The organism is Micromonospora sp. NPDC005172, from assembly GCF_040608555.1.
Classification (GTDB): Bacteria; Actinomycetota; Actinomycetes; order Mycobacteriales; family Micromonosporaceae; genus Micromonospora.
Genome location: NZ_JBEXIL010000007.1, coordinates 39,512 through 59,503, shown reverse-complemented (window position 1 = coordinate 59,503; position 19,992 = coordinate 39,512). Strand labels below are relative to the sequence as shown.

19 protein-coding genes are annotated in these 19,992 nt (G+C 71.6%); 9 read left to right on the top strand and 10 right to left on the bottom strand.

The window, feature by feature from the left end:
- The 3 genes from ABZV06_RS06820 to ABZV06_RS06810 are packed head-to-tail and all read right to left on the bottom strand — an operon-like array spanning nucleotide 1 to nucleotide 3,138.
- Nucleotides 1-687: a hypothetical protein gene (locus ABZV06_RS06820; RefSeq protein ID WP_355619252.1), complete on the bottom strand. Its 687-nt coding sequence runs from the start codon at nucleotides 685-687 to the stop codon at nucleotides 1-3.
- Nucleotides 674-1,306, bottom strand: a complete 633-nt coding sequence (locus ABZV06_RS06815) for a DUF305 domain-containing protein (protein ID WP_355235035.1) — start codon at nucleotides 1,304-1,306, stop codon at nucleotides 674-676. Before ABZV06_RS06815 ends, ABZV06_RS06820 begins: the two co-directional genes overlap by 14 nt.
- The gene (locus ABZV06_RS06810; RefSeq protein ID WP_355235038.1) at nucleotides 1,306-3,138 is read right to left on the bottom strand and encodes a sigma-70 family RNA polymerase sigma factor; all 1,833 of its coding nucleotides are present in this window, start codon (nucleotides 3,136-3,138) and stop codon (nucleotides 1,306-1,308) included. The genes ABZV06_RS06815 and ABZV06_RS06810 overlap by 1 nt, the downstream gene beginning before the upstream one ends.
- A gap of 228 nt (nucleotides 3,139-3,366) precedes the next feature.
- Here ABZV06_RS06810 and ABZV06_RS06805 point away from each other — a divergent pair, with 228 nt between their 5' ends.
- Nucleotides 3,367-4,167, top strand: a complete 801-nt coding sequence (locus ABZV06_RS06805; protein ID WP_355235041.1) for an SDR family oxidoreductase — start codon at nucleotides 3,367-3,369, stop codon at nucleotides 4,165-4,167.
- Between the two features lie 10 nt (nucleotides 4,168-4,177).
- Here ABZV06_RS06805 and ABZV06_RS06800 read toward each other — a convergent pair whose 3' ends face one another.
- Nucleotides 4,178-5,245 carry a DUF2855 family protein gene (locus tag ABZV06_RS06800; protein ID WP_355235044.1) on the bottom strand — a complete coding sequence of 356 codons (1,068 nt, stop codon included), beginning with the start codon at nucleotides 5,243-5,245 and terminating at the stop codon, nucleotides 4,178-4,180.
- A gap of 67 nt (nucleotides 5,246-5,312) precedes the next feature.
- Entirely contained in the window at nucleotides 5,313-6,527 is a 1,215-nt protein-coding gene (locus tag ABZV06_RS06795; protein ID WP_355619249.1) for a PP2C family protein-serine/threonine phosphatase, read from the bottom strand.
- 284 nt (nucleotides 6,528-6,811) lie between these two features.
- On the opposite strand from ABZV06_RS06795, the gene ABZV06_RS06790 reads away from it, so the two are divergent.
- A complete protein-coding gene (locus ABZV06_RS06790; RefSeq protein WP_355235050.1) occupies nucleotides 6,812-7,612 on the top strand; it encodes a SigB/SigF/SigG family RNA polymerase sigma factor in 801 nt (266 codons plus the stop codon).
- On the opposite strand, the gene ABZV06_RS06785 is transcribed toward ABZV06_RS06790, so the two are convergent.
- Both ABZV06_RS06785 and ABZV06_RS06780 read right to left on the bottom strand, forming a co-directional pair.
- A complete protein-coding gene (locus ABZV06_RS06785) occupies nucleotides 7,609-8,640 on the bottom strand; it encodes a medium chain dehydrogenase/reductase family protein (RefSeq protein ID WP_355619246.1) in 1,032 nt (343 codons plus the stop codon). The two genes, ABZV06_RS06790 and ABZV06_RS06785, sit on opposite strands and share 4 nt — an antisense overlap.
- 95 nt (nucleotides 8,641-8,735) lie before the next feature.
- On the bottom strand, nucleotides 8,736-9,278 hold the full coding sequence (locus tag ABZV06_RS06780; protein ID WP_355619243.1) for a TetR/AcrR family transcriptional regulator: 543 nt from the start codon (nucleotides 9,276-9,278) through the stop codon (nucleotides 8,736-8,738).
- Between the two features lie 134 nt (nucleotides 9,279-9,412).
- Here ABZV06_RS06780 and ABZV06_RS06775 point away from each other — a divergent pair, with 134 nt between their 5' ends.
- Entirely contained in the window at nucleotides 9,413-10,279 is an 867-nt protein-coding gene (locus tag ABZV06_RS06775; protein ID WP_355619240.1) for an oxidoreductase, read from the top strand.
- A gap of 128 nt (nucleotides 10,280-10,407) precedes the next feature.
- On the opposite strand, the gene ABZV06_RS06770 is transcribed toward ABZV06_RS06775, so the two are convergent.
- Entirely contained in the window at nucleotides 10,408-11,958 is a 1,551-nt protein-coding gene (locus ABZV06_RS06770) for an MFS transporter (RefSeq protein WP_355619237.1), read from the bottom strand.
- Between the two features lie 106 nt (nucleotides 11,959-12,064).
- On the opposite strand from ABZV06_RS06770, the gene ABZV06_RS06765 reads away from it, so the two are divergent.
- The 4 genes from ABZV06_RS06765 to ABZV06_RS06750 all read left to right on the top strand — a co-directional run bounded on the left by ABZV06_RS06765 (nucleotide 12,065) and on the right by ABZV06_RS06750 (nucleotide 16,278).
- Entirely contained in the window at nucleotides 12,065-12,544 is a 480-nt protein-coding gene (locus ABZV06_RS06765; RefSeq protein ID WP_355619234.1) for a helix-turn-helix domain-containing protein, read from the top strand.
- Between the two features lie 199 nt (nucleotides 12,545-12,743).
- Complete coding sequence (locus ABZV06_RS06760) at nucleotides 12,744-13,994, top strand: DUF222 domain-containing protein (protein ID WP_355235068.1); 1,251 nt, start codon at nucleotides 12,744-12,746, stop codon at nucleotides 13,992-13,994.
- Between the two features lie 143 nt (nucleotides 13,995-14,137).
- Nucleotides 14,138-15,013: an SMP-30/gluconolactonase/LRE family protein gene (locus tag ABZV06_RS06755; RefSeq protein WP_355619231.1), complete on the top strand. Its 876-nt coding sequence runs from the start codon at nucleotides 14,138-14,140 to the stop codon at nucleotides 15,011-15,013.
- 161 nt (nucleotides 15,014-15,174) lie between these two features.
- Complete coding sequence (locus ABZV06_RS06750; RefSeq protein WP_355235074.1) at nucleotides 15,175-16,278, top strand: L-dopachrome tautomerase-related protein; 1,104 nt, start codon at nucleotides 15,175-15,177, stop codon at nucleotides 16,276-16,278.
- A 40-nt stretch (nucleotides 16,279-16,318) separates the two neighbouring features.
- Here ABZV06_RS06750 and ABZV06_RS06745 read toward each other — a convergent pair whose 3' ends face one another.
- Nucleotides 16,319-17,074: a dienelactone hydrolase family protein gene (locus tag ABZV06_RS06745; protein ID WP_355235077.1), complete on the bottom strand. Its 756-nt coding sequence runs from the start codon at nucleotides 17,072-17,074 to the stop codon at nucleotides 16,319-16,321.
- A gap of 190 nt (nucleotides 17,075-17,264) precedes the next feature.
- Between ABZV06_RS06745 and ABZV06_RS06740 the strand changes: the two genes are divergently transcribed.
- Nucleotides 17,265-17,669 carry a hypothetical protein gene (locus ABZV06_RS06740; RefSeq protein ID WP_355235080.1) on the top strand — a complete coding sequence of 135 codons (405 nt, stop codon included), beginning with the start codon at nucleotides 17,265-17,267 and terminating at the stop codon, nucleotides 17,667-17,669.
- Complete coding sequence (locus tag ABZV06_RS06735; protein ID WP_355235083.1) at nucleotides 17,666-17,995, top strand: SAV_915 family protein; 330 nt, start codon at nucleotides 17,666-17,668, stop codon at nucleotides 17,993-17,995. The genes ABZV06_RS06740 and ABZV06_RS06735 overlap by 4 nt, the downstream gene beginning before the upstream one ends.
- On the opposite strand, the gene ABZV06_RS06730 is transcribed toward ABZV06_RS06735, so the two are convergent.
- Nucleotides 17,956-19,965 (bottom strand): FAD-dependent oxidoreductase, encoded by a 2,010-nt coding sequence (locus tag ABZV06_RS06730; protein WP_355619228.1) that lies wholly within the window; start codon nucleotides 19,963-19,965, stop codon nucleotides 17,956-17,958. The two genes, ABZV06_RS06735 and ABZV06_RS06730, sit on opposite strands and share 40 nt — an antisense overlap.
- Nucleotides 19,966-19,992 lie beyond the last annotated feature (27 nt).

The window sequence follows — 19,992 nt, the reverse complement described above, 5'->3', positions numbered from 1 at the left end:
TCAGCGGTTCGCGCTGAGGAACCCGATAAGCGTCGCGGTCCACCAGCCGAGCTGGGAGGTGACGGCGGCGGCGACGCCGGGCAGCAGGGCGGACCAGGGCGGGCGGCCCTGGACCGCGACGAGTCGATCCCGCACCCGGCCGAGGAACAGCCCGTTGACGCCGACCACGAGCACCGCGAGCAGCTTGACCCACACCATCGCGGAGGACATGTCCGGTCCCAGCGCCGTGCCGCTGACGACGAGACCGACCAGGCCCAACCAGATGAGCAGGTGCGCTCCCCGCGCCGCGTTCAGCACGGCACCGAGCTGTTCACGGCGCACCATCCAGCGAAGACTGAACCAGTCCACAGTCAACACCGCACCGAAGCCCACCACCAGGCACGTCAGGTGGCAGAAGAGAGCGACCATCCGCCAGCCGGCGGAGATTGTCAGGTGCGGCGCGGCGAGGATCGCGACGAGCCACCCGAGAGTCACCAGAGCGGTCGCGCCGACGAGGGCGGTGCGCCCGGCGGCACGACGGTGGCCACCGCGCCAACCTGCCGTCGGCGTGGTCGCGGCACCCCCGCCGGGCACCACGGTCGTGCCGGTACGACGCCGTGGGGCGCTGCCCGCGTACCCGGTCGTCGTGGCACGATGGGCGGCCCGCATCGGGCTGCGCACGGCGGTGTGCAGGTCAGTTGTCCGCATCGCCGGTCGCGCCGGGCCGACCTGCCAGCGCCTTCAGTTCGGCAGCTCGCGTCGTCTGGATCCGGCCGGCGAGCGCCTTCACCTCCGGGCTGCCCCCGGCGTTCTGCTCGCCCCGACACAGCACGACGGTCTGTTCGAGGTGTGCCCGGAGCAGACCGACGGCTCGGGACGGCACCTCGGCTTCGGGGGCGGCGCGCAGCTCGGCGAGGCGGTCGTCCGTCACCATCCCCGGCATCTGATGCCCCTCGTGGATGTTCTGCTCCGGGACGTTGCCCGCGGCCAACAACCTCCGCAGCTCCACCAGCTCGGCTCGGTGCGCCGTCCGGATGTCGCCGAGAACGGCGCGCAACGCAGGGTCGGCGGCCGACGGACGGGTGTCGAGGTGGTCGATCAGCGCCAGCACCCCGTCGTCCATCGGGAGCAGCAGTTGGATGAAGGCGTCGTCGGTGCCGTTGAGGAGCACGGACGCGGTAGGCGCGGCAGCAACTGACGGGAGCGCGGCGGGCCGGTCGGTGCGGTCCGCGTGCCGGGTCAGGCCGACGGCCACCGTCGTCGCGGCCACCGTCACGACGACGCCGGCGATCCGCCAGCCGGACGTCCTGAGCCCGGTGCCGATCATCAGCGCGCGGCCTGGAACGCGCGGCCGATCGCCGTCACTCTGGTGCCGTCGCTGAACAACCCGGAGCGGTCCTTGTCGGTCGCGGGCAGACCGAACCAGGCGTACCGCTGCACGTAGGAGAGCTGGCCGAGCATGCCGCTGGCCGCGGTGAGGAAGGCCGCCTGCTGCTCCTGGCTGGGGAACACCTGACGCCCGCCGTCGTAACGGATCAGCGCGAACTCGGTCAGCCAGATCGGTTTCTTGTACCGCTGGTAGACGGCTTGCAGGTACTGCCGTAGCTGGTTCACCGCAGCGGTAGTCGTGAAGTCGGCCCCGTACCAGTGCAGGGCGATGAAGTCGACCCGGTGACCTCGGGCCTCGGCGCCGGTCATGAATCTGTCCAGCCAACCCTGCGGGTCCGCTCCGCCCCAGGCGACCGCCGGGCTGCTCAGTTTGCTGCCCGTGGCCATCAGTTGCGGCCACAGGTCCAGCGCCCGCTCGACGCTCATGTTCGCCTGCTCGCCCAGGTCCGGCTCGTTGAAGCCGAGCAGGTAGGGCCCGGCGGCACGGGCCCGCGCCAGCTCACCGGCGTTGACGTTCTCCGCGCTACGGATCATGGGGACGAACGTCGCGCCTCGCGGAGTGGTGATGCCGGGGTGCTGGGTGCCCCAGGTGTAGTACCAACCGGCCTTCGAGTTGGCCAACGCCTGGCTCGCGCCGGCGAAGTTCCACACCCCGACGCCCTTGCGCGCGGAGCTGACCGCCGGCACGACCGGTGCCTTCGACGGCGTGGGACGCACGCTCGGTGACGGCGCCCTGCTCGGGGAGGCGACGACGGTGGGCGAAGCGGGTGGCGCGGCGGCCCAGGAGGGCGTGGGCTGTGGCGCGGCGGCCGGGTCGGCCGGCAGGAGCACCACCACCGCGGTGATCGCGGCGACCGCCACCGCCACCGATGCGGCGAGAGACGGCAGCAGGCCCTTGGGTGCGGTCACCGCCAGGTCGACGACGTTCGAGGGGGGTCCGACCGGATGCGGCGCGGCCGGGGCGACCGCCGCGTGCGGGATCTTGGCGCCGAGCCCGGCCGGCAGCGGCAGCAGCGACATCCCCGCGAGCAGCCGGTCGATCGGCAGGAAAGCGGCGCCCAGGTGCCCGCAGAACGCACAGTCACGGACGTGCCGGGCCAACCGCTTGCGCCACAGCGGGCTCGGGGTGCCGTCCCACTCGGCCGTCACGGCGTGCAGGTCCGGGCACCCGGGTCGTTCGTGCAGCGCGCGGACGACCCCGCGGGCGCTCTGGATCTGCTCCTTCATCCGGTGGATGCGTACGGCGACGTGCCCCGGTGACAGACTCGCCGCCTCGGCGATCTCGGTGCGCGTCAGCTCACCGGTCTCCTCCAGCCACCACAGCGAGAGCAGTTCCTGGTCGTCCGGATCGAGCCACCGGGTCGCTTCGGCGACTTCCCGACGCTGGTCGGTGAGGCCGAGCCGGAGGATCGTCATCCCGGCGAAGTCGGACGCGGGGTCGGGCACGTTGTGGATCACGTCGAGGCCGGCGTCGCGGTTGAGGGCGACGCGCCGACGCTGGTCCCAGTCGCGCACCTGCCGGATGGTGATCGCCACGAGCCAGGACCGGTACGCCTCCGGGTCGTTGAGGGTGGGCAGGTGCCGGATCACCCGTACCAAGGTCTCCTGGACCACGTCGTCGACGTCGGCGTGGCCGCGCAGCGCACGCCCGACGATGTTGTAGACCAGCGGAAGCGAAGCCGCCACGAGGTCGTCGAGGGCGCGCCGGTCGCCCTGTCGAGCTGCGACGACCAACCCGGGATCGGGTACTGCCCGACCGGCTGACGACATGGGTTCCACTCCTTGTGCGCTCGACCCGAACAGCGCCTGTGCGCGCTGACCGCCTCCTGATCGGAGACGAGCGGTGGCAGCCCAGATTACGGTTTTCTTTTCGGACCGGACACTGGTCGCGGCGGCCGGACGTGACCTGCCCGACTCACCCTGCCGGGTCCGCCCAGCACCGTTACGGTCGAGGATGCGGTAAGCGGATGTGGTGCGAAAGAACGGGACGGGACGGACATGACGGTTCAGATCGATCTTGCCGGTAGGACCGCGCTGGTCACCGGCTCGACCCAGGGCATCGGCGCGGCCATCACGGTCGGGCTCGCCCGGGCCGGCGCGCGCGTGGCCGTGAACGGTCGTACCGCCGCCGGGGTCGAGCGCGCGGCGAAGGCGCTGCGCGACGAGGTCCCGGGCGCCGAGGTGGTCGAGGTGGACGCGGACGTGTCGACCGACGAGGGTACGGCTCGGACGCTCGATCTCCTGCCCAGCGTCGACATCCTGGTCAACAATCTCGGCGTCTTCGGCCCGACCGATGCGTTGGAGATCTCGGACGACGAGTGGCGGCGCTACTTCGAGGTGAACGTGCTGGCCGGCGTCCGGCTGACCCGCGCCTACCTGCCGGCGATGATGGAACGGGGTTGGGGGCGGGTGCAGTACATCGCCAGTGACTCGGCGGTCGTCATCCCCGCCGAAATGATCCACTACGGCGTCTCGAAGACGGCCCTGCTCGGCGTCTCACGCGGCTTCGCCAAGGCCGCCGCCGGCACCGGCGTGACCGTCAACTCGGTGCTGGCCGGGCCGACGCACACCGGCGGCGTGGAGGATCTGGTGGCCGATCTCGTGGGTGACAGCCTTCCGTGGGAGGAGGCGCAGCGGGAGTTCATGCGGCTGCACCGGCCACAGTCGCTGCTCCAACGGCTCATCGAGCCCGAGGAGATCGCCAACATGGTCACGTACCTCGCCTCTCCGCTCGCCTCCGCGACGACGGGCGCGGCGGTCCGGGTCGACGGCGGCTACGTGGACGCGATCGTCCCGTAACGGCGTCCGCTCAGAGCTGGACGACGTGACCCACCCGCGGGGGCGTACGACCGGCGAGGACGTCGAGCCACGCGTGCCGCAGTGCCTCGGGACCGTTGCCGACCCGCACGTCGAGCCACCCGCTCACCATCGGGACGAACCGCTGCCAGGCGGCGGTGAACCGCTCGTCGAGCCCGTCGCGGCCCCAATCCTGGCTGCGCTTGCGCATCTGCACGGGCGCGAAGAAGACCTCCCCGGCGGCGTCGGCGTTGGGCGTCTGGTTGGTGAGCCCGACGGCGATGTCCCGGACGAGCCGGTCGCCGAGGTGATCGCGGAGCGCGGCCCTGGTCGCGGGCGCGCCGGACAGGTCGAGGTACGCCGTGTCGACCGCGTCGAGGGTGTCGATCGCGTCGTACGTGACGACGTCGTCGTAGCAACCCAGTGAGCGCGTGAACGCCAGGTTGCCGGGCGAGGTGAGCCCGACGAGTCGCGCGCCACGGCCGTGCAGTTCACACGCGGCGGCGTACGCCGTCTTGCTCGACGCCGACGACAGCACCAGCGACCGTGCACCGTAGAAGTCGTTGTCGACGACCTGGTCGGCCAGCATGAAGGAGGTGAAGAACAGCGGCCGGAACAGGATCAGCAGGTCCTCCTGCTCCGCCCGGTAGGCCGGGTCGCCGGTGGTCGCCCGGTACGCGTTGTACGGCGAGGGCAACCCGGCCCGGTGCGCGCTCGCGTCGCGGAACCCGGACGCGTCCACCCGGTCCGGGCGGACCACCAGGTGACCGGCGGGAGGGAGGTAGCCGTAGACGCGTTGACCCACCTCGACGCCGGCGACCGTCGACGCGACCACCTCGGCGAACCCCCACAGCGGCGGCAGCCCCCACTGTGGATCGAGTCCCTGCGGGCCGGGCGGAAAGAACTCCCAGTAGCGCATCGCCTCGCCGAGCACGGCGTAGGTCACGTTGTTGGCGGTGAGGCCGACCCGATCGACGCGCAGCAGCGCCGCCCCGTCGGGCACCTCGGGCACATTGCCGTCGGCGAGCGTGGTCCGGGAGAGATCGTCACGGGCCACGGCGAAGGTCCACGAGTCAGCCATGGTGTGACGCTAGACAGCCTCCGAATCCCAGACAAGTGCACTGGGAGTGCAAAATCCCACTCGGCGGTCAGAAGTGCGGCGTGGTGACGTGGCGCAGGTGCCCCAGCGGCAGGTGCGGCGGCTGCCACTCCAGGATCAGGGCCGTCGCGTCGTCGTCGAGCTGCTCGTCCTGGTAGGCGAGGACGGCACGCACCAGGCGGCGCATCGTCTCCGGGCTGGGCAGCCGGTCGTTGAGGGCACGGTTGACGAAGTCGACGAGCCGGTCCAGCCCGAACCGCTCCCCGTCGGCACTGCGCGCTTCGGTGATGCCGTCGGTGTAGGCGAGGAGGCGATCACCCGGGTGCAGCTCCTCCTCGTACACCTGGGGTCTGGTCTCCGACAGGTGACCGAGACCGAGCGGCAGCGCGGTCGGCCCCGGCAGCTCCCGGATCGCCTTGCCGTCGCGCAGCAGCATGGCGCCGGGGTGCCCGGCGTTGATGAGCTTGAGCCGGCCGGTCCGCCGGTCCAGCTCGGCGAGCAGCGCGGTCGCGAAGTAGCTCGGGTGCTCCGAGCGCACCCACCGGTCGATACTGATCGCCGTGTCGACGAGGTCGAGGCCGGTTCGGCGGGCGTTGCGGTACGCGCTGACCACCAGCGACGCCAGGCTGCTCGCCCTGATGCCGTGCCCACAGGTGTCGAAGAGCCCGACGCTGAGCACGTCGCCGTTCAGCGCGTAGTCGAAGATGTCCCCGCCGACGTCGTAGCACGGTTCGAGGATCGCGGTGACCACCAGATCGTCGGTCGCGAAGGTCAGCGGCGGCAGCAGCCCCCACACGATCTCGGCGGCGACCTGCATCGGCAGGCGGCGGCGCATCCGCTCGATGACGTCGCCGTAGCGCCGGCGGTTCACCAGGACCTGGGCGATGTTGACCGCCACCTCCCAGGCGGGGCCGTCCAACGACGTGTCACCGGCGGCCGGCGACACGACCTCCAGGACACCCAGCCGCTCGCAGCCGAGCAGCAGAGGCACCCAGACCCGGTCCGGGTTGTCGGCGGCCCGCTGCACGTCGAGGGTCGTGAACGCCCGTCCGGCCAGGGTCGTCTCGATCGTCAACTCGTCCCGGATCGGACCCGCGCCGAGCATGGGCACGAGGCAGGACTGGGTGTAGTCCGCCAGGTAGATCACGATCTCGGTGGCGCCGATCGCCGGCGCCGCCCGGGTGACGAGGAGCGACAGCTCGTCCGGCCCACCTCGGGGTGCGTTGAGCTGTAGCCAACGCGCTGCGTCGCCAGCGTCGACCACGCTTCACCTCCCCGTGTCCTCACCACCCTAGAAGCCCGGCAGCGAACTGCCAATGTGGGCCTGACCTCGCCTGACCTCCGACCCCTCATACTTTCGGCTAGTAATAGCTCGGACTTTCGGGTAGCGTCGGGGCCGACATGTGAACGACATGACGCGGTGGCGAGGCCGGGTTGTGGCCCCTCCTCGACAGCGCATCCCGTCCGTCCATGCGCTCCGGCGACAGCCGGTTCGGATCTCTCTCCGGTCGACCTCGTCGATGGGCTCCCGCAGAGAGGACCATTCCCATGGTCACCACTGTCGAGCACGCCCCCACCACCGGTTTCACCCGTCGTAGCACCGCAGGCCTGGAAGAACTGATCGTCGAGTTGGCCACCACCGCGGTCGACGACCCGCGCCGACCGGCCCTGCGAGACCGCACCATCGAGGCGTGGATGCCACTCGCCCGTCACCTGGCCCGCCGTTACTCGGGACGCGGTGCAAACGACGAGGATCTGATGCAGACCGCGATGGTCGGGCTCATCAAGGCCGTCGACCACTTCGACGCGACCCGGGGCGTCGACTTCAGCGGGTACGCCATCCCGACGATCGTCGGCGAGGTCAAGCGGTACTTCCGGGACCGCACCTGGGCGGTGCGGGTGCCGCGCCGGCTCCAGGAACTCCGGTTGTCGATCAGTGCCGCCAACAGCACGCTGACGCACACTCTGGGCCGCTCGCCGACGGTCGCCGACATCGCGACCTACCTCGACGTCTCCGAGGAAGCCGTGCTCGAAGGGTTGGAGGGTGCCCGGGCGTACCGGGCGACCTCACTGTCCACACCCACGGGCCCTGACGGAACCCTGGAACTCGGCGACACCCTCGGGGAGCACGACCACGAGTTCGACCTCGTCGACCTCCGCGTCGCCCTCGGCCCGGCCCTCGCCACGCTGCCCGAACGCGAGCGCCGGATCCTGAGCCTGCGGTTCCACGGCAACCTGACCCAGGCCCAGATCGCCGAGCAGATCGGCGTCTCCCAGATGCACGTCTCCCGACTGCTCACCCGGGCGCTTGTCACACTGCGCGGGCACCTCGCCGAGGACGACGCCTAAGGTTCCAGCACCACCTTGCCGGGCCGACTGCGGGCCTCGGCGAAGGCCAGCGCGGCGGAGACCTCGGTCAGGGGGTAGCGGGCGGCGATCTGCGGCACGATCACACCCTGGCGCAGGAGGTCGAGCACGATGCCGAGGTCGGTACGCAGGCGACGTCGGAACGCCGCACCGCGCGTGCGGCGGCCAGCCCAGAAGTTGTAGAAGCCGACCCGGTGCCCGTTCGGCAGGGCGTTCCAGGTGTAGAGGCGGGCCAGCAGCTTCACGAAGACCCAGACGATCGACTGCGCATTGCCCGTGGCCGAGGCGTTGCCGTAGACGACGAGCGTGCCGCCGGGAGCGAGCAGCCGGTACGAGGTGCGTACGCCCGGGCCGGCAACCGGGTCGAAGACGGCGTCGACGCCTCCCGGAGACATTTCCCGGACGCGCGCGGCCAGGTCCGGGTCGCGGTAGTCGAGCGGTTCGACGCCGAGGTCCCGCAGCGCCGCGTGGTGTCGCGGGGCGGCGGTGCCGATGACCCGCACTCCGAGGTGGCGTCCGAGTTGGACGAGGACGGTCCCCACCCCGCCGTTCGCGCCGTGCACGAGGATCGTCTGGCCGGTCCGCAGCCGGGCGCGCTCCAGCATCTGCCAGGCGGTCACCCCGTTGACCACGACGGTCTCGACTGCGGCCGGGTCCAGGTCGGGCGGGACGGGCGTGAGGTCGTCGACGTCCACCAGGGCGTGGGTCGTCCAGGCACCGGTCTTGGTGACCGCCGCGACCCGGGTGCCGACCAGCGCGCCGTCACCTCCCGGCCCCACCGCCCGGACGGTGCCGACCAGGTCGTAACCGGGCACGAACGGGAACGCCGGTTGGCCCGGGTAGAGGTCGCGGCGCATGCTCTGCTCGGCGTACGAGATGCCGGTGGCCTCGACCTCGACGAGCGCCCACCCTGCGGCGGGAACGGGCATGGCCCGTCGGTTGATCTGGAGCCCGTCCGGCTCCACGACGCCGGGAAGCACCACTTCGGTGATCATTGCACTGCTCGCCATCAGCTTCTCCTTTGTTTGTAAGTGTGCACTCACACACTTAGCTGGCGGAAAAAGTGGGCCGCCAGGAGCGGCCCGATCCGGTCGAACGTTGGGGCTCAGGGGTGCCGGATACCGGCGGTCAGCGCACGAGCCCACGGCTCGGGCACCTGCTCCAGGCCCGCCGTCACGATCAGGTGACAGAGCTGGCCGTACGCGAAGAACTGCTGCACCTGGGCGTCGCCTGCGCCCGACCGGTTCTGCACGAAGGTGGCGACGCGCCGGTAGCCGGCGCGCACCGCCTCGGCGATCTCTGGAACGTCAGTGACGGCCTGCGCCTGCACCTGGAGCAGCAGGAGATCGCGATCGGCGATCAACTCGGCGTAGGCGTCACCCATCGCGTCCAGGATCTCCTGCGCACCCGTGCCGTCGGCACGCTCCGCGCCCATCTCGAGCGCCGCGACGATCCGCTCGAAGCACGCCTCGGCCGCCGCCACGAACAACCCGAGCTTCCCGCTGAAGAGCCGGAAGACGTACGCCTCGGAGATGCCGGCGGCAGCCGCGACGGCGGTGACCGGCGTGGCGTGGAAGCCAGTACGCGCGAACGCCGACACAGCGGCGTTCAGGACGGTGGCCCGACGGGCCTCGGCGGTGGATCGCATGTTTGTAAGTGTGCACTCACAAACAAGACGGCGTCAAGTCCATGTCGCCGAGCACCTCGCCCTGCCGATCGGGGCGGCACCCGACGGACAGTCGTCCCAGGCATATCCGCGACGACAACGGATAGAGGAATGACATGAGCGACAACCTTCCCGGCGGGGCCCTGACCCTCGCCGACGGCCTCACCCTGAGCCGGATGGGCTACGGGGCGATGCAGCTTGCCGGCCCGCACGTCTACGGCCCACCGCGTGACCGCGCGCGGGCCCTCGCCGTGCTCCGTGAGGCGGTCGACCAGGGCGTGCGCCACATCGACACCAGCGACTTCTACGGCCCCGTGGTGGTGAACGAGCTGATCCGCGAGGCGCTGCACCCGTACCCCGAGGATCTGCACCTGGTCACCAAGGTCGGCGCGCGACGCGGCGACGACGCCTCCTGGATCGCCGCGCTCCGGCCGGACGAGCTGAAGGCCCAGGTCCGGGACAACCTCAAGCACCTCGGCCTGGACGTCCTCGACGTGGTCAACCTGCGGGTCGGTGTGGCCGAGGGCACCGAGGACGATCCGCTGTCGGAGCAGTTCGGCGCCCTCGCGGAGCTGCGGCAGGAGGGTCTGATCCGACACCTCGGGCTGAGCAACATCACGCCCGCCCAGCTCACCGAGGCCCAGGCCATCGCCCCGGTGGTCACCGTGCAGAACCTCTACAACCTCGCCAACCGGCGGGACGACGCGCTTGTCGACAGGTGCGCTGCGGAGAACATCGCGTTCGCCGCGTTCTTCCCGCTGGGCGGGTTCACGCCGTTGCAGTCCGACACGCTCAACGCCGTGGCCGACCGGGTGGGCGCCTCAGCGCAGCAGGTCGCGCTGGCCTGGCTGCTGCAGCGCTCCCCCACCATGGCCCTGATCCCGGGTACGTCGACGCTGGCGCACCTGCGGGAGAACCTCGCCGCAGTCGACCTGACGCTGCCGGCCGACGCAATCGCGGACCTCGACACGATCGCCGACTGATCGCCGTCGGGTGCGTGCCGGTGTCGACGCGTACCCCGGCTCAGGCCGGTGCGACCGCGGCCCGGCGCTGGCGCGGCCTGGCTGGTGCGGCCCTGCGCCGACGAGGCCTGGGCTGTCGCTGATGCGGGCTAGTGCTGGTGCTGATGGGGGCGGTTGCGGATCAGAGTCAGCGCGAGGGCGGCGGTGACGAGGAAGACGACGCCGGTCACCCGCAACCCGGCCTGGACCCCGGAGGTCATGGCCTCGGCGAGCACCGCCCGCACCGGCTCGGGCAGCGGCTGGTCGCCGCCGGTCGCGCCGGCGGCCACCGCTGCCCGCACGGCGCTCCGCGTCGGTTCGTCGACCTGGTGGGCGGTCAGGCGGTCGGGCAGGTCGGCCGCCATCGTGGTGGTCAGCAGCGTGCCCAGCAGGGACGAGCCGAGCACCGATCCGACCTGGCGGGAAGCGTTGACCGCGCCGGAGGCCATCCCGGCCCGGGCCGGTGCCACGCTGGCCAACGCCGCCGCTGTCGCCGGCGCCACCACCAGACCGCTGGCCGCACCGAACAGCACGAACAACGCCCAACGGTGGTCGAACGTCGTGGTCGGGCCCTGCGCCGCCAGCCCGAACACGGCCACCGCGCCGAGCACCAGGCCGAGGGTGAGAGGCGCCTTGAATCCGGTACGCCGGATGGTCCGCCCGGCGGCGAAGGCCACGAGAACGTACGCGCCGAAGAGCACCAGCATCCGCCAGCCGGTGTCCAGCGGGCTGAGAGCCTGGGCACGCTCGTGGAAGAGGACCAGCAGGATCGCCACACCCGTGAAGCCGAACAGCGACACGGCGGCGACCACCATGACGGCGCTGAAGGACGCCGAGCGGAACAGCCGTACGTCGAGCATCGGCGCGCTGGTACGCAGCTCGACCAGCACGAACGCGACGAGCGCGGCGGCCGAGACGACCCAGACGACCGTCACGACTCCGCTGGTGTAGCCGTCGCGGCCGCCCTGGATCATGGCATAGACGGCGGCGGCGATGGCGACGGTGCCGAGCAGCAGACCGGGCAGGTCGAGTCGACCGGCGCTGGGCCGCGACTCGGCCACCCCGATCGCGGCGACGACGAGGGTCACCACGCCCAGCACGATCGTCGACAGGTAGACGCTGTGCCAGGAGTGATGGTGCAGCAGCCCACCGGCGATGAGCGGGCCGACCGCCAGACCGATGCCCGAGGCGGCCGACCAGGCGGTGATGACCTCCGTACGGCGGTGCGGGTCGGTGAATGTCGCGCCGAGGATCGCCAGGCTGTTCGGCAGGATCAGGGCACCGCCGAGACCGGCGACCAACTGGCCGAGGATCACCCAGGCCACCGAGGGCGCACTGGCGATGACAGCGCCACCGACGACCATCGCCAGGATGCCGGCGCCGAACATGCGCCTGCGCCCGTAGCGATTGCCCAGGGTGGCGGCGGACAGCACCAGACTCGCCACGACCAGGGTGTACGCGCTGGGAATCCAGATCACGGTGGTCGGGTCGACCCGAAGGTCGGCCTGGATGGTGGTCAGGGCCGACACCGTGGCGGTGATTTGCAGGAACGTGATCATCGCGCCCAGGCACATGGCGATCAGAGTCACCGGCCGGGAGCCGCGAACTGTCGTACGGGTGGTGCCGGCCGGAGCGGTCGGCGCCGTGCTGCTGGTGGTCACAAGGCGTCCTCGGGCTGAAGTCCCGCTGGCTTGCGGTTGCATAAGTCAGCAGCGCCCCAGTTAATCACCTGGCTAGCCTTGTCGCAAGCCAGGTAGTCTGGGTGACATGGAGGACCTACGGGACGACCGCGAATCCTGGTCGATGGAGAACTGCTCCGTCGCACGCGCGATGGACATCGTGGGCAGCCGGTCGACAATCCTGATCATGCGTGAGGCGTTGCTCGGCACACGCCGTTTCGACGACTTCGTCCGCCGCGTCGGCGTCGGAGAGCCCGCCATGGCGGCCCGCCTCAAGGAGATGGTCGGTGCCGGCCTGCTCGAACGAATCCCCTACCGGGAGCCAGGGCAGCGCACCCGCCACGAGTACCAACTGACCCGCAAGGGCCAGGAACTGCTGCCTGTCATCACCGCCCTGCGCAACTGGGGTGACACCTGGAGTGCCGACGAGGCCGGCCCCGGCATCCTCGCCACCCACCACGACTGCGGCGAACCGGTCCGCGCGGTACTGCGCTGCGCCGCCGGGCACGACGTCGGGAGCGGTGACATCGACATCACCGCAGGGCCAGGCCTGATCCGTCGCGACTGACCCCTCGACCCAGGCCCGCCACCTGCGGCACCACGGCCACCTCGCACTCGGGCGGACGATGCGCTCGGGCGGTCTGATGCGCTCGGGCAGCGAATGCGCTCGGGCGGTTTGATGCGCTCGGGGCGTCGGGGCGCGAGCCCTGGACAGCGATCGATCCTGGTCTACGGAAATTGTCGTACAGGTGTTCTAGTCTCTGGTCATGGTGGAAGGGCTGGCGCAGGCAGAGGCCGCTGTCGCGGCCTGCGCCGACTCGGCGCCGTGGGCCCTTCCTGGCGACGATCTCATCACCGCGCTCGACACCGCACACCGCGTCGAGCAGCGCCTCGCCGCCGTCAAGCTGGCCCTGATCCGGGAGCTTGACGGCAGGGGCACGGCAGTCGCTCAGGGTGCGTCGTCCACGGCGGTCTGGCTGCGCGAACGCCTCCACCTGACCGTCCCGGCCGCCCACCGTCTCGTCGGCCTCGCCAGCACCCTCGACGCCGGCCATCCAGCGATACGACAGGCACTCGCCGACGCCGACATCACGCTCGACCAGGCCGGGGTCATCAGCGACGCCGTCACCACGGTGCAGAACACCGCCGGCGCGGAAGCCGCCGACAAGGCCGTCACCGTGCTCGTCGACTGGGCCGGGCAGTTCGACCCCGCTCTGCTGCGCCGCCTCAGCACCCGCATCCTCGACCACGTCGCGCCCGACATCGCCGACGCCGCTGCCCGCGCCGCCATAGAGGCCCAGGCCCGGCGATCCGCTCGGGACCGGCACGTCACGCTGTCCCGACTGTCCGACGGCCGACTCCGACTCGGCGGCTTCCTCGACGCCGGGACGGGCGGCCTACTGCGCTCGGCGCTCGACCCGATGACCGCTCCCACTGGCCCCGACGACACCCGCAGCCCTGGGCAACGCCGTCACGACGCGCTCGCCGACATCTGTCGACTCGCCCTGCGCACCGGGGAGCTACCCGCCAACGGCGGCGACCCCGCCCAGATCGTCGTCACCACCAGCTACGACACACTGACCCGGCAGCTCAACAGCGGCTTCCTCGACACCGGCCCCACGCTGACCCCGGAGACAGTGCGCCGCATCGCCTGCGACGCCGCCATCCTGCCCACCGTCCTTGGCGGCACGGGCCAGGTCCTCGACGTCGGTCGACAACGCCGCCTGATCACCGGGCCACTGCGTCGGGCACTCGTCCTGCGCGACCGCGGCTGCGCGTTCCCCGGCTGCGACCGCCCACCTCGCTGGTGCGACGCCCACCACATCCGACACTGGGCCGACGGCGGCGGCACCAGCCTCGACAACGCCGTCCTCCTCTGCGGCCACCATCACCGCCATATCCACCACAGCGACTGGAACGTCCGGCTCGGCGGTGATGGCCAGCCGGTCTTCGTTCCACCCGCCTGGCTCGATCCCGAACAGATTCCCCGACGCAACCACTACCACCGGCGTACATGAGCCAACCCGCGCCAACGGCCGACCCCCGACCGGCAACCATGCCCTCTGCGGGAGCGTGGACGGTGGAGATGCGCGGTACGGTCCGCTGACCGGCGGTCGGCGGCAACGCCACGGACCCGCTGGAGAGCCGCAGGAGGCGCGAGATGGAGCTGACCGAACCGACCGTCTGGAACGCGGAGCGGTTGGAGCTGGGCGAGGGGGTGCGCTGGGTCGACAACCGGCTGGTCCTCGTCGACCTGCTGGCCGGGCGCCTGCTGGAGACCGGCGGCGACCGGCCCGGCCCACTACGCGAGCTGCGCCGCCTCGACGTACCGCTCGGCGCGGTCGCCCCGGTGGCCGACCGGCCCGGCGAGTGGCTGGCCGCCGCCGGCACCGGCATCGCCGTGCTGCCCGCCGCCGGTGAACCCCGGCCGGTCGCCGACCTGGTGGCCGACGCGCCCGAGCCCACCCGGATGAACGACGCGGTCGCCGACCCGCACGGCCGCTTCTGGGCCGGCAGCATGACGTACGCCGGCGGCCCCGGCGGGGGCACGCTGTACCGGCTCGACCCAGGCACGGCACCGGTGCCGGCGGTGACCGGCCTGTCCATCCCGAACGGGCCGGCCTTCGACGCCACCGGCACCACCATGTACCTGGCGGACACGCCGCGCGGCGCGATCGACCGGTTCGTCGTCGACCCGGCCACCGGCGACCTGCACGGGCGGGCGCCGTTCGTGCGGCTCGCACCGGGCGAGGGCAGCCCGGACGGGATGACCGTCGACGCGGCGGACCACCTCTGGATCGCGCTGTGGGGCGGCTCGGCCGTCCGCCGCTACCGGCCCGACGGCACCCTGGACCGGGAGATCCGGCTACCGGCGGTTCAGCCGACCGGCATCTGCCTGGGCGGCTCCGACCTGCGGCGACTCTTCATCGGCACCGCCTCGATCGGCCTCGCGCCGGCCGGTCCCACGGACGGCGCGCTGCTCGCGGTCGACGTGGCCGTGCCCGGCCTGCCGATCTCGTACGCCCGCGCCGCCTGAAACGACCCGCCCGACCCGACCCGCCCGACAGCCCGACCCGTTCAGCAGCGCGAGCAGCGCGGCGGAGGCATATCGGACGCCGGGGCGGGAATAGCCACGCCGGAAGCGGCAGTGGGTCGACCATCAGGGGGCTGGACGATGAGCACCATGGAGCGTGCGGCGTGAACGGGCCGGTCGGCGACGAGCCGCTCGGCGAGCTGGAGTTGGTGCACACCTTCACCGGGCCGATGCCGACCGGGGTGAGCGTCTCGCACCAGGGTCGGATCTTCATCAACTTCCCGCAGTGGGGCGACGACTCGCACGTCAGCGTGGTCGAGCTGCGCGACGGCCAGGAGGTGCCCTACCCCGATCAGGCGTGGAACAGCCCGTCCGGCGTCGACGACGCGGGCGCGTTCGTGTCCGTGCAGAGCATCGTGGTGGACCCGGCGGACCGGCTGTGGGTGGTGGACACCGGCAGCCCGAAGTTCCAGCCGACGAAGCCGGGTGGGCCGAAGCTGGTCCGGATCGACCTGGAGACCGACACGGTGGCCCAGGTGATCACCTTCCCGCAGGACGTGGCGCCCTCGACGACGTACCTGAACGACGTGCGGTTCGACCTGCGCAAGGGCGAGGCCGGGGTCGCCTACATCACCGACTCGACGGACTCCGGGCCGAACGGGATCATCGTGGTCGACCTGGCCAGCGGGGCCTCCTGGCGGCGGCTGCACGACCACCCGTCCACGAAGGCGGACCCGGTGACGACCTTCCGCCCGTTCGTCGAGGGCCGTCCGCTCATGAACCGGCCCCCGGACGGGCCGCCGAAGCCGATGGCGATGGGCTCCGACGGCATCGCCATCTCGGCGGACGGCGCTCGGCTGTACTACTCCCCGCTGATGTCCCGACACCTGCACAGCGTCTCGGCCGAGGCGTTGGCGGACCCGTCGGTGACCCAGGAGGCGGTCGCCGCGACGGTCGTCGACGAGGGGGACAAGGGCACCGGGTCGGACGGGTTGGAGTCCGACGACAAGGGGCGGCTCTACTTCACCTCGTACGAGCACAACGCGGTGCTGCGGCGGCTCCCGGACGGCGAGTACGAGACCTTCGTGCACGACCCGCGGCTGCTCTGGCCGGACACCATGTCGGTGGCCACCGACGGGTACCTGTACGTGACGGCCAACCAGCTGCACCGGCAGCCGCAGTACCAGCGGGGCCAGGACCTGCGACGCAAGCCGTACGGGCTGTTCCGTGTCCGCGTCGACGCCGGCCCGGTGCTGCTGCGCCCCTGACCGACGCAGGACGCAGCCCGGGCCTGCGGGTAGGCCCGCGTCAGTCCACCGGCAGGGTGCGGTCCAGCAGGTCGAACAGGGCCGCCCAGTGCCGTTCGGTGCCCTCCTCGTGGTACATCGGGGTGTCGGCCATCGTGAAGCCGTGGTGGGCGCCCTCGTACACCTCGGAGCGGTAGCGCACGCCGGCGGCGTCGAGCGCCTTCTCCAGCGTGGCGATCTGCTCGGACGTCATGGACTGGTCCGCGTCGGCGTGCCCGAAGTACAGCTCGCCGGTGATGGCGCCGACGCCCAGGTGCGGGCTGTCCGGCGCGTCGGTGACGACCCGCCCGGCGTGGAAGCTGGCAACGGCGGCGATCCGGTCCGGGTACGCCTCGATGGCCCGCAGCGCGTTCGTTCCGCCCATGCAGTAGCCGGTGATCGCCACCGGACCCGGCCGGACGTCGTCGCGGGCGGCCAGGAAGTCCAGGTACGCGGCGGTGTCCCGGCTGATCGCCTCCGGGGTCAACGCCCCGATCAGCGGCACGATCTTCTCGAAGAGGGCACCCCGCTGGTCGGCCTCGCCGAGCCGCGACAGGTCGAACAGCGGCGCCCGGCCGGCCCGGTAGAACAGGTGGGGCGTGAGCACCAGGTAGCCGCGTTCGGCGATCCGCTCGGCCATCTCCACCAGGCGGGGCCGGGGGCCGAAGGCGTCCATGAAGAGCAGTACGGCCGGGAACGGGCCGTCGCCGTCGGGCCGGGTCAGGCTCGCGTCCGCCGTTCCGTCGCTGGTCGGGATGTCCACCGTCGTCGTCTGCACCGAGCCTCCTCGTACGCCGATCTTGGTCGGTTCCGACGTTACTCGCCCCGCCGAAGTGCCCGACACCGCTCCAGCGCGGAGGCGATGCGGAGGCGATGCGGCGTCAACGACGCGTCAAGAATCGGCGGGCGCCCGTCGAAACGGCGTATCGGCGGCCCCTTCGCCGCCGGTGGACGGTGACGATGGGTCCATGAGCCCTTGGCGGATGACGCGTTGGGAACGCGGGAATGTGTCGCCCGACACCGACACCGGCGGCGATCCGATCGAGCCGGCCGCCGGCGTGGGGACGCCCGAACGCCGGCACGAGGCCCTGGTCAGCGTTCGGCTCGGGCCGTCCGCGCCCGGCAGCCACCTGGTGGAGTACCTGCGGCACGAGCCGTGCGCCGTCGACGCGTGGTGGATCGCCGCCGATGTCGACGCCGTGGTGCGGCTCTCCGCGAACAGCATGACCGTGCTGCATCGAGCCGTGGCCGACCTGCGTCTGCGCGCCGGGGTGGAGGTGGCCGAGGCCAACTACATCCTGCGCGCGCTCGACCTGTCCCGGCCGGCCGAGCGGCGCGACGACGCACCGGTGTGGGCGGTGTCCGCCGCATGAGCCCGATCGTCTACGTCGTTCCGGTGCGTGCGCTGCCGGGACGACTGATGGGGATGCTGCGGACCGGGCGTACGCCGCAGGGCGAGCGGGTGGGTGTCGCCTTCACCCGACCCGACCTGCTGGTCACCGCGATGGGCGCCGACCAGGCCTGGGAGGAGCTGTGCGAGTCGGCCCTGCGCGGCATGCTGCGGCCGCTCGGCATCGACCGGATCCAGGTCGACCCGCTGCTGGTGGCGCCACCGGTCGACGAGAGCATCGGCGACAGGGCCGCGCCGAGCGCCCCCGTTCAGGCCGGCACGAAGCGCACCGCGTCGGCGACCACGTAGCCGTCGGTGTTCTCGGTACGGATCAGCACGCTTCCGTCGCTGCCCGCCGTGAACGGGTAGGTGCCCAGCGCCACCCACTGGCCGCCGGACTGCCGCTGGTCGACGGTCCGGGTGGTCACCCCACCGGAGTACGTGATGTCCACCGGCACGTTCGTCGCCCGGTTCGGGTGCCCGGTCCAGCGCAGCTGCACCGTCCACGATCCGGAGGTGGGCAGGGTCGGGCGGAACCGCAGCCGGTTGACGCCCTTGGCGGTGTTGCCGTCGTGTTCGTAGTCCGCGCCGTAGTAGCCGCCGACGTCGACGCTGCGCACCCACGTGCCGGCCCGGGTGATGCCGCTGGCCGAGGCGTTGTCCAGGATCACCTCGCCGGGCATCCCGGTGTCCAGCACCGCGCCGTCCTGACGGAGCCGGGCCTGGAGGGCGGGTACGGAGATGGTCTGCACGGGGAGGTTGCCGGTGAGCGCCAGGGACGCCGCGGTGGCCGCCGCCTGCCCGAGGATCATGAACACGGGTTCCATCCGGATCGAGCCGTACGCGATGTGGCTGGCCGAGAGGCAGACCGGCACGAGCAGGTTGGCGCACTGTGCCTCGTGCGGGACTATCGCGCGGTAGCTGACCGGGTACGGCTGCGGGACGCTGATCTGCACGTCCCCCTCGTTGCGGACCCTGCCGTCGACGACGACCCGCTGACAGTTGTGCGAGTCCATCGTGTAGCTGGCCAGACCCACGGAGTCGGTGGCGCGTACCCGGCCCCGGCAGTCGGCCTCGGTCATGACGTACGCGGAGACCATCCGGCGCGCCTCGCGGATGTAGAGCAGCGGCGGCCAGCCGCCCGTGCCGGTGAACTCGTCGACCGGCAGCCCCCACCGGGCGGTCGACTCACGCACCGAGGCCGGTAGCCGGGGATCGTTGGCCAGGAACCACATCAGCCCCTGCTGGTACGTGCGGTGCTCGGCGATGATGCTCTCCCGGGCGGCCCAGCTCGCCGTCGGGTACGCGTAGTTGAAACCGATGTCGTCGGTGGAGACAGCGCCGTTGTTGTTGGAGTCGGTCTTGCCGCCGCCGATCGAGTTGCTGGTGAAGTACGGCCCGGTGTAGCCGGCCTGGATGTGGCGCAGCAGCAGCTCGTACCGGATCGGGTCGTAGCCGGACGGCCTGCCGAACGGGATGCGGTTCGCCGCCTGGGTCAGGCACATCCGGAAGCAGTACGCCTGGATGCGATCGTCGCCGCTGCCCTGCGGGGCGAGTGGTGTGGTGGAGATGCCCGGCAGCAGGCCGCTGGCGGGCGAGCCGGCCGTGACGTACGGGTCGACGGGGTAGACGAACTGGTGGGTGGTGCGGGACTGCACCCCGTTGATCGTCTCGCCGTAGGTGTCGTTGGACTCCCGCCCGACGGTGAACCCCACCCCGGCCATGGCCAACAAATCGCCCTCGTAGGTGGCGTCGACGAACATCGCACCCCGGTAGACCGAGCCGTCCTCGGTGCGCAGCTCGGTGATCCGGTTGCCGGTGCGGCCGAGGCTGGACAGCCGCGCGTCGACGATCACCGGGACGTCCGCCTCGGCCAGCATCTCCGCGAAGACCTCGGTGGCGACGTGCGGTTCGAAGGTCATCCGCAGCGGGGACGTCGGGGTGAGGATTCCGCCGTGGTACTTGACGTACACCCGGCGGTAGAACTCGGCCGCCAGCCCGCCGATGGACGCCTGGACGCCGGTGTCGGTAGCGCCGAGCCCGGCGGTACTCAGCCCGCCGACATGCCCGGTGGGCTCGACCACCACGGCGGTACGGCCGAGCCGGCGCATGGTGATCGCGGCGGCCAGCCCGCCGGAGGTGGCACCGTAGACGACCAGGTCGGCGGTGGTGACGGCGGCTCGGGCGAGGCCGGCGCGGAACGGGTCGGCCAGGCCGGCCAGGACGAGACCGGCGCCGCCGGCGGTCAACAGCCGGCGGCGGGACAGGGGTAGGGACACGGCGAACTCCATCGGGGTAACCGGAGG

Coding starts and splice junctions, on each gene's coding strand:
- ABZV06_RS06820 (WP_355619252.1), bottom strand. CDS start 687: ATGCGGACAACTGACCTGCACACCGCCGTGCGCAGCCCGATGCGGGCC.
- ABZV06_RS06740 (WP_355235080.1), top strand. CDS start 17,265: ATGAGCCCTTGGCGGATGACGCGTTGGGAACGCGGGAATGTGTCGCCC.
- ABZV06_RS06780 (WP_355619243.1), bottom strand. CDS start 9,278: ATGCGATCCACCGCCGAGGCCCGTCGGGCCACCGTCCTGAACGCCGCT.
- ABZV06_RS06785 (WP_355619246.1), bottom strand. CDS start 8,640: ATGGCGAGCAGTGCAATGATCACCGAAGTGGTGCTTCCCGGCGTCGTG.
- ABZV06_RS06790 (WP_355235050.1), top strand. CDS start 6,812: ATGGTCACCACTGTCGAGCACGCCCCCACCACCGGTTTCACCCGTCGT.
- ABZV06_RS06810 (WP_355235038.1), bottom strand. CDS start 3,138: ATGTCGTCAGCCGGTCGGGCAGTACCCGATCCCGGGTTGGTCGTCGCA.
- ABZV06_RS06775 (WP_355619240.1), top strand. CDS start 9,413: ATGAGCGACAACCTTCCCGGCGGGGCCCTGACCCTCGCCGACGGCCTC.
- ABZV06_RS06815 (WP_355235035.1), bottom strand. CDS start 1,306: ATGATCGGCACCGGGCTCAGGACGTCCGGCTGGCGGATCGCCGGCGTC.
- ABZV06_RS06735 (WP_355235083.1), top strand. CDS start 17,666: ATGAGCCCGATCGTCTACGTCGTTCCGGTGCGTGCGCTGCCGGGACGA.
- ABZV06_RS06805 (WP_355235041.1), top strand. CDS start 3,367: ATGACGGTTCAGATCGATCTTGCCGGTAGGACCGCGCTGGTCACCGGC.
- ABZV06_RS06760 (WP_355235068.1), top strand. CDS start 12,744: ATGGTGGAAGGGCTGGCGCAGGCAGAGGCCGCTGTCGCGGCCTGCGCC.
- ABZV06_RS06755 (WP_355619231.1), top strand. CDS start 14,138: ATGGAGCTGACCGAACCGACCGTCTGGAACGCGGAGCGGTTGGAGCTG.
- ABZV06_RS06765 (WP_355619234.1), top strand. CDS start 12,065: ATGGAGGACCTACGGGACGACCGCGAATCCTGGTCGATGGAGAACTGC.
- ABZV06_RS06800 (WP_355235044.1), bottom strand. CDS start 5,245: ATGGCTGACTCGTGGACCTTCGCCGTGGCCCGTGACGATCTCTCCCGG.